At 51.1% G+C, this 11,602-nt stretch carries 13 protein-coding genes; 8 read left to right on the forward strand and 5 right to left on the reverse strand.

Annotation, left to right across the window (positions count from 1 at the left end; translation table 11 throughout):
• Nucleotides 1-492 (forward strand): hypothetical protein (locus V6Z81_10620; GenBank protein MEG9862919.1); only part of this gene is annotated, 492 nt, incomplete at its 5' end.
• 212 nt (nucleotides 493-704) lie between these two features.
• Here V6Z81_10620 and V6Z81_10625 read toward each other — a convergent pair.
• Together V6Z81_10625 and V6Z81_10630 are read right to left on the reverse strand one after the other, a co-directional pair.
• A complete protein-coding gene (locus tag V6Z81_10625; protein ID MEG9862920.1) occupies nucleotides 705-1,970 on the reverse strand; it encodes a type II toxin-antitoxin system HipA family toxin in 1,266 nt (421 codons plus the stop codon).
• Complete coding sequence (locus V6Z81_10630) at nucleotides 1,967-2,275, reverse strand: helix-turn-helix transcriptional regulator (GenBank protein MEG9862921.1); 309 nt, start codon at nucleotides 2,273-2,275, stop codon at nucleotides 1,967-1,969. The genes V6Z81_10625 and V6Z81_10630 overlap by 4 nt, the downstream gene beginning before the upstream one ends.
• Nucleotides 2,276-2,717: 442 nt before the next feature.
• Here V6Z81_10630 and V6Z81_10635 point away from each other — a divergent pair, with 442 nt between their 5' ends.
• From V6Z81_10635 to V6Z81_10650, 4 genes are all read left to right on the forward strand, one after another.
• Nucleotides 2,718-3,125: a hypothetical protein gene (locus tag V6Z81_10635; protein ID MEG9862922.1), complete on the forward strand. Its 408-nt coding sequence runs from the start codon at nucleotides 2,718-2,720 to the stop codon at nucleotides 3,123-3,125.
• 64 nt (nucleotides 3,126-3,189) lie between these two features.
• Nucleotides 3,190-3,810 (forward strand): hypothetical protein, encoded by a 621-nt coding sequence (locus tag V6Z81_10640; protein MEG9862923.1) that lies wholly within the window; start codon nucleotides 3,190-3,192, stop codon nucleotides 3,808-3,810.
• A 77-nt stretch (nucleotides 3,811-3,887) separates the two neighbouring features.
• Nucleotides 3,888-4,238, forward strand: coding sequence for a hypothetical protein (locus V6Z81_10645; protein MEG9862924.1), 351 nt, complete (start codon nucleotides 3,888-3,890; stop codon nucleotides 4,236-4,238).
• Between the two features lie 372 nt (nucleotides 4,239-4,610).
• On the forward strand, nucleotides 4,611-6,611 hold the full coding sequence (locus V6Z81_10650) for a transferrin-binding protein-like solute binding protein (protein ID MEG9862925.1): 2,001 nt from the start codon (nucleotides 4,611-4,613) through the stop codon (nucleotides 6,609-6,611).
• A 351-nt stretch (nucleotides 6,612-6,962) separates the two neighbouring features.
• Here the strand turns inward: V6Z81_10650 and V6Z81_10655 are convergent, their stop codons facing one another.
• On the reverse strand, nucleotides 6,963-7,133 hold the full coding sequence (locus tag V6Z81_10655; protein ID MEG9862926.1) for a hypothetical protein: 171 nt from the start codon (nucleotides 7,131-7,133) through the stop codon (nucleotides 6,963-6,965).
• Nucleotides 7,134-7,364: 231 nt separating this feature from the next.
• Between V6Z81_10655 and V6Z81_10660 the strand changes: the two genes are divergently transcribed.
• Nucleotides 7,365-7,487, forward strand: a complete 123-nt coding sequence (locus V6Z81_10660; GenBank protein ID MEG9862927.1) for a hypothetical protein — start codon at nucleotides 7,365-7,367, stop codon at nucleotides 7,485-7,487.
• 265 nt (nucleotides 7,488-7,752) lie between these two features.
• A complete protein-coding gene (locus V6Z81_10665; GenBank protein ID MEG9862928.1) occupies nucleotides 7,753-8,871 on the forward strand; it encodes a hypothetical protein in 1,119 nt (372 codons plus the stop codon).
• Nucleotides 8,872-8,926: 55 nt separating this feature from the next.
• On the opposite strand, the gene V6Z81_10670 is transcribed toward V6Z81_10665, so the two are convergent.
• Nucleotides 8,927-10,051, reverse strand: coding sequence for a zinc-binding dehydrogenase (locus tag V6Z81_10670; GenBank protein ID MEG9862929.1), 1,125 nt, complete (start codon nucleotides 10,049-10,051; stop codon nucleotides 8,927-8,929).
• Between the two features lie 188 nt (nucleotides 10,052-10,239).
• Nucleotides 10,240-10,419 carry a hypothetical protein gene (locus V6Z81_10675; GenBank protein MEG9862930.1) on the reverse strand — a complete coding sequence of 60 codons (180 nt, stop codon included), beginning with the start codon at nucleotides 10,417-10,419 and terminating at the stop codon, nucleotides 10,240-10,242.
• 324 nt (nucleotides 10,420-10,743) lie between these two features.
• Here V6Z81_10675 and V6Z81_10680 point away from each other — a divergent pair, with 324 nt between their 5' ends.
• The gene (locus V6Z81_10680) at nucleotides 10,744-11,565 is read left to right on the forward strand and encodes a DUF4437 domain-containing protein (protein ID MEG9862931.1); all 822 of its coding nucleotides are present in this window, start codon (nucleotides 10,744-10,746) and stop codon (nucleotides 11,563-11,565) included.
• Nucleotides 11,566-11,602 lie beyond the last annotated feature (37 nt).

Here is an 11,602-nt window from a genome sequence, read left to right on the forward strand (position 1 = left end):
CAGGCCGGTGACAACGAGTTCTCGGAATGGCTCTGCGGCGGTGTTTCCGGTTGCCATTCAGGCGGTGACAGGGGTCCCCGCGGTCTGCTTGGAGAACTGGAACTCAGTTTTGACGGGGATATATTTTCCTGTCCCAGCCAGCGGTGGACTGCTGACGGAGGTTGTCTGCCCGGTGACGGACTCATTGAAGATCTGCCAATCACCGAAAGTATAGCCGCTCTCGCTTTGCCCACTGTGGAATTTGGTTTTATCACGCCCGCCCATGCCGGTGAACATGCCAGTGAGGATTTCCAGTGCATCTTCAGTCCGGTCACGGGTAAAGATTGCTACTGTAATGGCACTTGCGGCGTACTTGACGGTGTGGGCCTCATCACCCCCGTTCCCGATGATCTGCCCGGGTCCATGAGCGTTATCACGCCCGCCCTTGCCGGTGATACATTCTGGTGCAACGTCGAATCCAACTGGACGGGACGCGACGACTGTTATTCCTGATCAGGCGATCACATATTTTATTTGCAAAAATCTGGCATGCAGATTTTTGGCACCGGAACAATTTATAAATCCACGGCAGACCCTCACCGGTCTGCCGTTTTTTTATGTATGCGCAGTGCCGGCCGGTTTGACGCTTTGCCGCCAAAGGCAGAGCGTCCCGCACGGAGCCTCTCGTTCTCACGGACACAAAGGGGGAGCACCCCTTTGTGTATTCAATACCGTCTCTGACGGTATTGAGCCGTTCGAACCCTGTCACCGATCACTTTAATATTCGCATTGCTCACGCCGTAATTTTTTGCCAGTTCGGGCCACCGGGCAAGGGCTGACCGTGTCGTCTCCATGATTTCGGCGGCGCGGTCTTTTTTGATGTTGGCCTCACGGGAAAGTTTCAGCAGATTTTCGACGCCGGGGTTGCGGCCTTCGCCCATAACCGTCGTGCTTTGTTCTCCATGCGGGCCGGATGAAAATGTCAGATCATAAGCCGGTGACACTTTCCATTGTCCATATCCGGTCTTAAGACTCATCAAGAAGCTAAAGTTCTTTGCATGATCATCACGATTATGCGCCAGCACGTTAAAGACGGCCAGGCGGAACATTTTCTCACCCTCGCGCACATCACGCGTCAGCATGCCCGTTAGCGCGGTCAGGTCTTCATAATCCAGCGATGGCGTGCGGATATCCGAGTGCAGCAAACCACACGCCGTGTGCATGTGGCAACGTTTACCGCCATCACGGTCAAAGCGTTTAACGGCAAAATAGCCGGCACTTTTTTGCGCCGGGAAGAGATGCACGCAAGGCATGATGATCCCGGCTTCTTTTGCCATGAGTGCGTAAACATATTCAATGGCACCGGCATCAGGACCATCCTGACTGTTCGGGAACTTTACAATCCATGGTGTGTAGCCATCAGGTAAATCATGAACACCATGGATGATATGGTCTTTTTTGCCGTTAACACCGATGAGTGCTTTTGGCCGTGCGCCCGCAGAGGAACCGTTTAAGGCGATCAGTTCCGCCAACACATCGTCCGATGCTCCATCGAGAACGTCCTGCACCTGTGCCGCCAAACCGTCAAGACTGACACCGTCCTGCGTACCACCGGTGCCGTAATCCGGTTCATAAACGAGAGCGCCGGGACCATGGCTCCCGGTATGCGCCAACCGGTCTAAAGGTGTCACATCAGCAGGCCGAATGCCCTGTGATCTCAAAAAACGGTCAAAGAGCAACCGCCCCCAGCCGTCAGGCAAACTATCATTAAAAACACCGGGCAAACCTTCAAACGGGCTGTCATCAAAACGCCGCACACCGGGTTGGAGCGGTAAATGGTACGGTGATATTTCGATGCCGCTTTCAATGAAGGTACGGTCATATTCAAAATATATTGTGCGCTCACGCACCGCCAGCCGTCCGACCGGAAGGGTTTCATCACCAAAATTCAAGGCAACTTTTACTCCGGTTGCCGAAGGATGGTTTTTCATTTGCGCTTTCCTCTTTGCCGGGAAGGCGTGTTAACGGACCCGAGGACATCATCAATGGATGAGAATACGGGTTCTCTGATTTGCGTGGCCCTGCACAAATCTTCCAGTCCGCCCAGAACCATTTGCAGTTTCAAAAAAGACCCAAGGGATATCGTCCCCTTTTGCTCAAACTTGCGCAGAGTGGGCAATGGCACACCGGAACGTTCGGCAAGACCGGCCTGTGTCAGTTCCATCTGCAGCCGGCGCGAACGGGCCTGTTCCGCAAGGTTTTTCTGCGCTTTCGCCGGTGTTATAAGTGATACCATAATATTATAAATGTCAATTTAGAGTCAATAAATGATATTATAGTATCAGAACAGGGGGAAGACAAGCGGGACGGTTAAGGCCGGAGCACCGGATCATTTGTCGTAACGGCTTGAGACCGGCAGGTCTGGCGGGCGGGGTGAACCGGGCGAGATGGACGGGTTGCCCAAATGAATTGACAGGCCTTTAGTATTCGTCCACCCCTGCCAATTCATCCAACGGATGAATGCTGTCTCCTTTTATTTTATATGATTTTTTCGGAAGACAGAGCACCTGCGGTGAGGGCGGACGGGGTGGACGGTGACAAAAAGTTGATGAGAGTTGATGAGACCACACGCCTGTTGTGCGGTATAAAACAATCAAAGATAAGCGAATACCTGCGGGTCAACAACATCAGGCGTATGCAATGACACCAAAGGCACTAACAGATTAAGGAGATGCAAGATGAAACCATTAACAACAGTCATGTTTATTTGCAAAAATCCAGCATGTGGATTTTTGGCTACCTTCGCCATCGTGATGGCTTTTGCTTTTGGTACCCCCGCCCAGGCCGGTGACAATGCGTTCTCGGATTGGCTCTGCGGCGGCGTTGATGGTTGCTGGACCGTGGGGCTGATAGAAAATGCGAGTCTGATTTCGCCCGCCCATGCCGGTGACAACGCGGTCTCGGAGTGGCTCTGTGGCGGTGTTTCCGGTTGCGATTCAGGAGGCGACAGGAGCTATAATCTGCTTGGAGAAGTGGTCTCTGGTTTCATCACGCCTGCTCAAGCCGGTGATCTGACAGATTGTCAAAAATTGGGCACCTGCGGACTGGAAATGTCACTTCCATGGGGCCACCTTACCAGAAAATGATGATTTTTGCAGGAGTTTATTCCTCTTTTCCATATACAAGATGAAAACTTTAAGGAGAAAGAAAATGAAAACATTAACAACAGCCATGTTTATTTGCAAAAATCCGGCATATTTATTTGCAAAAATCCGGCATGCGGATTTATTGGGTGGATTTTTGGCTACTTTCGCCATCGTGACGGCTTTTGCTTTTGGTGCCCCTGCCCATGCCGGTGACAATGCGTTCTCGGAGTGGTTCTGTGGCGGCGTTTCCGGTTGCGATTCAGGAGGCGACAGGAGCTATAATCTGCTTGGAGAAGTGGACCTCGGTTTCATCACGCCCGCCCATGCCGGCCGTTTTGCCGGCTTCGGGGACTGCGAATCCGGCGACGGTTCGTTCTGGTGCGGTAGCAGCCGTGACGACCACCGGCTGATTGAAGATCTGGATACGCTCTCTTCCGTGAGCATTATCTCACCTGCCTATGCCGGTGCCAATGAGGATTTCCAGTGCATCTTCAGTCCGATCACGGGTAAAGATTGCTACTGTAATGGCACGTGCGGCGTGCTTGACGGTGTGGGCCTCATCACCCCCGTTCCCGATGATCTGTCCGGGTCCATGAGCATCATGACTCCCGCGCATGCCGGTGACTGGAACCCCTTCCCCTGCACAACCTGTCAGGCCGGACACTGTCCTCAGGAGTGCTATTGATCCTCAGGAGTGTTACCGGATGGAGATTCCGGGCGCATGACCGCCATGCGGCCCGGCATTAACCAAGGAGAACAAACATGAAAACTTTAACGGCAGCCATGTTTATTTGCAAAAATCCAGCATATTTATTTGCAAAAATCCGGCATGCGGATTTATTGGGTGGATTTTTGGCTACTTTCGCCATCGTGACGGCTTTTGCTTTTAGCGGACCGGCCCAAGCCGGTGATTTCAAGGCCTGTACCCCGACCTGGAGCAATGAGAATAATGACTGGGTTTACGGCTGTGAACCCGTCGGGTTGCTTGGCGAGATTGATCATGTTTTAAGCGTTATCAAGCCCGCTAATGCCGGTGATGATGTGACGTGCTTTTTTGTGGATTGTGATGCGTATAATGAGGCGGGAAAAGTTACGTATGACACACAGGAGTAACGGCACCCGGAACACGGTCTCTAAAGTATAGAAACCCTTAACGACACTAACGGCAGACCGGGCATCCGGTTTGCCGTTTTTTTTCATTATTTCGTCCAGCACGGAGCAAAGACTCACAGGGTCTTGTTGACCGTTTGGACTGTCAAAATATGGCGCAAGCGAGCTGGCTGAAGCCAGAGCACCAGACGATTTGACGGAAGAATGCTATCTCCTTCTTTTTATAAATTTTTCCGGAAAACAGAGCACCTGCGGCGAGGGCACCAATATACGCTTTACAAGCGGTATTCCGCTTTGCTACAACACTTTACTTTCTTTAACTTTAGGCAATTGTCAGCATATCCGTAAAAACCTCTAACAGCAGGGAAACCCATAATGACTCTATTCTTTCGCAGCGCTCAAGTACGCCTGACCCTCACCACGGCTTTCGCCCTCACACTTCTGGCCGCCTGTGGCGGTGGTGGCGGTTCTTCGGGGGGACCGGTGCTGGGGTCGTTCGCGTCCCTGTCGCAACACGGTAATACCATCAGCGCCAACACACTGACCGTTGCCCGGACGGCTGCGGGTACAAGCGACGCTGCCAGTGCGGCCGGCGCGGGCGCCGTGACGCAGTCCTCAAATGCTGATATGACTTCCATGGCAACTACAGATATAGCCGATGCAACGGTCATGATCCCCGAAACGGGCGCAAGAAGCTATAGGCTGGACACTGCGGCGGATACAACATTTCTGGATAGCGGTGCCGATGCCGAACCTGATACGGCAATAAGGCTCGGACGCCTTTATTCGACTACGGAAAGCCCTGCATCCTATCAGGAAGTGGTCCTGTTGCATGACGGGGCGAACAGAACCGCCATGCTGGCACATGACAGAACGGTACTTGAGGACGGTACGGCTGCCAGTGACTATTTCGTCTGGGGCCTTTGGGTCGACGCGCCGGCTGAAGGCGAGGTAGCCATGTTTGAATATGGTGCTTTTGCCGAGGGGACCACGCCTTCCGCACAGATGGATCTTATTCATCAAAATTTAATCGGAGAGGCAACGTATAACGGTCACGCCGTCGGTGCGGCTCTGGTGTCCGACGAGACGACAAATCCGTTTGTCGCCGATGTTAGCCTTACTGCCGATTTTGGAATTGGCGCTGCACTGGGAAGCATTGGCGGGTCCGTCAATAATTTCCGCTACCAGAATGGAAACGGCCCCGTCTCCAGCGTCGTTCTGGAGTCGACTAATATTGGAGCCGTTGCCATGAGTAGCGGGTTCTTCACGGGCGATACAAGCGCGATGATGGTCGACGAGATGATGGCCGAGACGCCCGTGGCGATGTCGGCCGGGAACTGGGGCGGTCAGTTTTACGGAGATCTGGACGCTGTCTCCGATGCCAACATCGTTATGAACACTCCAGGGTCCGTTGCCGGAACATTCGGCGTGCAGGTTCCTGACGGCTTTGCCCTGCTGGGGGCCTTCAAGGCCGATCACACGGGATCAGCCTTAACCTGGCAACCTGCCGCATTCGCCGCATCACCGATGTTCGTAATGGCCAGTAACGGCACTGATGACTCGGCAAATCACGCCAGGCTGACAGAGTTGAAAAACATAACAACGGCCACCGGTGCGGAATTTAGATTTTCAACCCCGGTGACGGCTACCTCAGTTCCACTGCTTGGCTTAGCCGCCGGTTGTAATAGTAGTACCTCCTGTACATATGAACTGGGTAGTACAATACAAAGCCTTACTTTCTCGGCACAAGAGACGGATTTCTTTTTTACAGGACCACTCGATTTTCGCACCGATAATACCACGAACGAAGTCACAGAGGATAGTATGACGGCCGGTATAGGGGGCAATACTACTCTCGTGCAGGCACGGTTGGAAGGCACAGCACTGCCAGACAATGTCGCTACGGAATTTGATTCATTCGGAGGATGGCTTGAGGACATGGCTTTCGCGGCGGTACGAATTGAGGCGGGAACCGAAACCTATTTCAACGGTTATACAATCGGTGTGCCCAGCGGTTCTACTCCCGCAGAAACCGGGAGCGCCCTCTGGAGAGGGACCGCCGTTGCTTCGGTAAAAGCGGACGACACATTCATCCAGGGAGAGGCGGAGATCAGCGTTGATTTCGCCAATACCAATGTTGATGCCACGTTTGACAACTGGCACAATACACAAGGAATGGCCATGACATCTATTACGGCCGTCACTATTGAAGATGCGCCTTTCACCACCGGAGGATTTGAAATTGCGGGCGTGGCAGGCGGCGATCCTGTCCCTGAAAAAATCTATGGACGCTTCTATGGGACAGGGCACGAAAGGGTCGGCGGTGTTTTCGATACGAGTGCACTGAACGGAGCCTTCGGCGCCATGCGACAATAATTTTGAAAACCGTACAACCCTGATCCGGTATTGGTCACTCCAGCCCACCCCTACTACTATCTTCGTGATCAATACCGGTAAGGTTGCCGGTTTAAGGGTGTTTCGGGGATTGGCGCCCTTCAGGGCTTGCCGCAGTTCCGCCGTTGCCGGCCTTAGCCTTGCAAAGAATCGCGTCCCGATGGGCTAAACCGGCAAAGAAAAACGGCAGACCGTAAAACCGGCCTGCCGTTATTTTTCCCGGAAGACCGGAGTAATCAGTTAAAGCTGAACAGGCGGGGGACCAACGTTTCCACTGCCTGCAGCGTTACATTCTCTCGCCTTTGCTTCTGAACTGGCAAAAAAGAATTCCAATTAATCACCGGCCAGTTCCATATCGCCGAGCAAGCCGTTTTGCCCAGGGCATTCGATTACATTACCTGTACTGCAATTCCACCAGTTTTTAATTTCATCACCTGCATGTGCGGGTGCGCTAAAAGCAAAAGCCATCACAATGGCGATTGAAAGTGTTGTTAGCGTATTCATGAATTTGTTCCTCTTTTCTAAAGTTTCCGGATATATCAGGACGCCAGCATTTCCGGCGATGCGCCAATAATCCCATCATACCCTCTTCAGGACAAATGAACCATCTGTAACGTTTACGTGAGAGGGAGGCCCTACCTTAACGAGAAGCCGGTATCTGCGGGATAGTGGGGGGGTCTGCAGAGGGGCCACCACGGAGACAGGACAAACAGCAACACAGGCGGGAACAGCACCATGACTGACAATAAGCCCCGTAGAGAGGTGCGGGGAGGCCCGTCGAACCGGTCTCCCGACCCTATTGACGCCAAGCCCGAAGAGGCCGCATTGGCCGTCCTGTCCACGCCTCCGAAGAGATAGCAGCGTAAAGAGTGGCAGGAGACTGCGCGTACAACACTTTGTCATGTTTTGCCCGGCCCCTATCAGCGGGGCCTATTATTAATGGTATCCAGCTCTGCCAATATCTGGTATGTTTTTTGTGTAAAGACAAAAAGTTCAAACACAAGAGCTTAAACATAAAACTAAAACATAATTCTATATGTTGAGCTCTCAATACACTCCCGGACTTTAAGGCTATGGACCCTATTATGGCTCCATACAATGGCGCGGATGCGCATAATCAAGGATGATGATGGATTATACCAAAAAGCAGATTGCGCTTGCGCGAGATAAGTCAACTCACATACCATCTCTTGCTTTATTTGAGGATAAAACCTCTCACACCCCTCCAACTTTATTTGAGGATAAAACCTCTCACACCCCTCCAGACGGTCCGAAGAAGGTAAACAAAACGATTGAAATCGTTTCCGTACCCTCGCTTTTAGATAGCAGCGCCGTGCCGCTAAATATTGCAATTGAACTGGATGAGCACCTGATTTGCAGGATTTTATCCAACGCCTATCAGCATGTGAGCATCACTATTATTAACGAAAAAGTTGATCTGGACCAACTTGCCGCCAGACGCCCCGACCTTGTATTTTCCGGCGTGAAGTATTTTGATTTTGGAAATGAAAGATTATGGCTGAATGACTATCTGGATCAGCATGGTATCGCATACGTCGCTTCAAACAAGGCGGCACTGGATGGCGAATTTGATAAAGGCAATGCCAAGGCATTAATAAAAAAAGCAGGGCTTGCTACTGCCGATTATTTCACGACGGCACCGAATGAAAACCCAATTGTGTCCTCTATTCCCATAGCCTTTCCACTTTTTGTCAAGCCGGTCAATGGCGGCAATAGTAAGGGCGTTGATGCCAGATCTATCGTTAACAACTTTGCTGATTTTAAGTCAAAAGTCGCCACTATCTGGGATAAACAGAATTCCCGCTCATTGGTCGAGGCTTATTTATCCGGCAGAGAATTTAGCGTCGGTATTTTTGAGGATTGTGCCAGTGGGTTACTCACCGCCATGCCGATAGAGATCATCGCACCGAAGAATGAAAACGGTCAACGTATCCTCGATTTTGACATTAAGCGCCTTGATAGCGAACAAGTGATAGCCGTTAAAAACCCGGCTATTCGAGAGCAACTCTCAGCGCTTGCTAAATCCGCATTTGTAGCGCTTAGCGGCAAAGCTTTTGGACGGATTGATATTAAAATGGATCATCAGCACATTCTACATTTCATTGAAGCAAACCTGATGCCCGGGCTCAGAAAGGGTTATTTCTATAGATCATGTAAAATAAATCTGGGTCTGACTTATGAACAGATGATTCTCAGAATTGCGAATAACGGCTTAACATAAGCCCAACTATTGCTCACGTTTATTGAAGATGATCGAGCAGGCCGGCGACCCGGTCTTAAAGCCTTTTATTCGGGTTAATGATATATTTCTCACCGGTTTTTTTCGGCATGTAACGCGCTATATTCTCCGGATCAATGGCCTCGGCCAGCGATAATTCATCAGTAATATGGCTGGCAAAAGTGGTGGTGATTTCATCTGCCACGCGCGCCTGCATGGCCGCCAATTTCTCCATACCCAATTTTTGCAAGGTCGGTGGCAGCAGCCAACCGCCGACGCCCCAATGCATGCCATAGCTTTGCCCAAGCGTTACCGGTCCTTGCGCCAGACGGCCATAAATATAAACCTGCTTATGCCGGTCTGAGCCATAAGTGTTGAGACCCGACGCATTGCGGCTCAAGGCGCGTTCCATGCAAGACAAAAGCGTATCGGCAATGTCGCCGGCACCGATTGCGTCAAACCCCAAAGTGGCACCGGTTTCCGCCATCGCATCAACCAGTTGCGCTTTGAAATCATCATCATTGGAATTGATGATATATTTGGCACCCAGCCGTTTCAGAATATCAGCCTGTTCTTGCGAACGGATGATACAGATCAGATCAATACCTTCTTGCAGGCACAGTTTCAAAACCATCTGGCCGAGATTGGAAGCCGCGGCGGTGTGCACCATCGCCGTATGGCCTTCCATTTTCAACGTCTCGATAAAGCAGAGCGCGGTCAATGGATTGACGTAAGAAGAGGCGGCTTGCGCCGGTGTCGTTTCATCCTTATGCACCAGGCACATGGCGCCCGGCGCTTTGACATATTGCTGATAGCATTGGCCGGTGACCAGAGAGACCAGCTTGCCTTCCATATGTTGCATATTGGCGCCCGCCGCAACCACGCGGCCGGCCCCCTCATTGCCGACCGGCAAAGTCTGGTCGAGCCGTGCCCGCATGGCGTCGACAAATTGTGCCGGCACCGGTGCGACCATTTTCTGATCATTGCCTTCCGTTACCAGCTTGCCTCTGGAATAATCGGCAAAGCCCAAAAGCGGGAACATATCGGACGGGTTAATCGGAGCCGCTTCGATTTTGACGACGACGTCATCATCACCCGGTGCCGGCATGTCATGCCCGACAATTGACAAGACCAGCTCGCCATCTGCTGTTGCAGTTGAAAAAATTTGACGGTTTCTACTCATTTTATTCTCCTTAAATTGTGTTACGGACGCATGCCGGTCAGGTAAGGCACGGGCGGTCCGGTTTGGGCAACATCTTCATTAACATTCAGGGTGGACCAGTTAAATGGGGGAAGGTCAAGGCCACCCTTTAGATGTGATTGTTTTTCAGCTTACTTTCGGGAAACGGGGGTTACCTACTCCTGCCCTGCCTATAGCAGCCCCTCGCCGGTGCGGCCGTCAAGCAGACCGTTTCTGTCATCGCAACTGTCGAGGCCAAATATACACTCCATAACATCCCCGGCATGAGCGGGAGCAACCGTAAAAGCCGCCGGTCCACCGAAGGCAAAGGCCATCACAAGAGCCATTGAAAGTGTTGATATGGTTTTCATTTTGTAAATCCTTCTCATAAAATTACTTTCAGGCGCCGGGAAAGATCCGGGCCGGTCCGTCAATGATTCCATTATATGCCTATTCGGGCAAATGAACTATTGGTAACGCTTTCGCGAGAGATGCTCCCCTGACGGACAACCGATATCCGCAGGGTAGCCGGTGCTTTTTCCGAGAATGACATGGTCTTGAGCGGCCCCCATTTAATTGATCCGGCCCGAGTGGTAGTGAATATGTTCGCCAACCGAATCCGGATCTGCCAAAAACCAACTTTCAAACCGGACCTGTTGATAGGGTAAACTCAACTGAAAAAGGATGTTCATGATATGAAAAAAATAAAATTGTTCCAGATATTATCTTTGGTAGGCTTTGTCTTCTTATTATCCTCAAATACTTTTGCATCTGATCCCTCCAAGGAACTGGTTTTGCAGCCGGAAATAAAATGGAGTCCGCTTAATCCTGCGCGAGGCGATAAAAGTCCGCAAGCAGGACAATTATGGGGGGACCGTACTAATCAGGGGCCGTCCGGCTTCCTGGTAAAATTCGCAGATGGCTTCTCATCTCCACCACATATACACAATGTAACTTATCGCGGAGTTGTGATCAGCGGGCTGGTTCACAATGATGATCCCAAAGCAGAGAACATGTGGCTTCCTTCCGGGTCGTTCTGGACACAGCCGGCGGGAGAAGCGCACATTACAGCCGCACAAGGCGAGCACAATATAGCCTATATTGAAATTGAAGACGGGCCATATCTTGTGCAGCCGGAATCGGAGGCATTTGATAATGGTGAACGCCCCGTCAATGTCGATCAATCTAATCTTGTCTGGTTAAACGCATCAGACGTGACATGGATTGATCAGGCCGATGGTGTGAAGATGGCTTTTCTTTGGGGTGTGCCGACAGATCAGACACTAAACGGCAGTTTCATTAAATTTCCAGCCAATTTTTCTGGAAAAATAGAAAATAACGGCTCTGACTTTCGTGCCATTATTGTTAAAGGCCAGGCGGGATATAAAGGCTCTTCGTTAAACGCCGGGAGTTATTTCGGCGCGGTCAAACCTGAAACACACGAAATTTCATCCGTAGAAGAGACCGTCATTTATGTCCGTACAAACGGCACATTCAGGATCAGTAAAAATCAATAAAGGAGACAAAACAATGAAAGAAAAGAGTAACGATGGC

This window comes from Parvularculales bacterium, from assembly GCA_036881865.1.
Lineage (GTDB): Bacteria > Pseudomonadota > Alphaproteobacteria > JAPOUT01 > JBAJNM01 > JBAJNM01.

Coding starts and splice junctions, on each gene's coding strand:
- V6Z81_10630 (MEG9862921.1), bottom strand. CDS start 2,275: ATGGTATCACTTATAACACCGGCGAAAGCGCAGAAAAACCTTGCGGAA.
- V6Z81_10655 (MEG9862926.1), bottom strand. CDS start 7,133: ATGAATACGCTAACAACACTTTCAATCGCCATTGTGATGGCTTTTGCT.
- V6Z81_10675 (MEG9862930.1), bottom strand. CDS start 10,419: ATGAAAACCATATCAACACTTTCAATGGCTCTTGTGATGGCCTTTGCC.
- V6Z81_10640 (MEG9862923.1), top strand. CDS start 3,190: ATGAAAACATTAACAACAGCCATGTTTATTTGCAAAAATCCGGCATAT.
- V6Z81_10635 (MEG9862922.1), top strand. CDS start 2,718: ATGAAACCATTAACAACAGTCATGTTTATTTGCAAAAATCCAGCATGT.
- V6Z81_10680 (MEG9862931.1), top strand. CDS start 10,744: ATGAAAAAAATAAAATTGTTCCAGATATTATCTTTGGTAGGCTTTGTC.
- V6Z81_10660 (MEG9862927.1), top strand. CDS start 7,365: ATGACTGACAATAAGCCCCGTAGAGAGGTGCGGGGAGGCCCGTCGAAC.
- V6Z81_10665 (MEG9862928.1), top strand. CDS start 7,753: ATGATGATGGATTATACCAAAAAGCAGATTGCGCTTGCGCGAGATAAG.
- V6Z81_10650 (MEG9862925.1), top strand. CDS start 4,611: ATGACTCTATTCTTTCGCAGCGCTCAAGTACGCCTGACCCTCACCACG.
- V6Z81_10670 (MEG9862929.1), bottom strand. CDS start 10,051: ATGAGTAGAAACCGTCAAATTTTTTCAACTGCAACAGCAGATGGCGAG.
- V6Z81_10645 (MEG9862924.1), top strand. CDS start 3,888: ATGAAAACTTTAACGGCAGCCATGTTTATTTGCAAAAATCCAGCATAT.
- V6Z81_10625 (MEG9862920.1), bottom strand. CDS start 1,970: ATGAAAAACCATCCTTCGGCAACCGGAGTAAAAGTTGCCTTGAATTTT.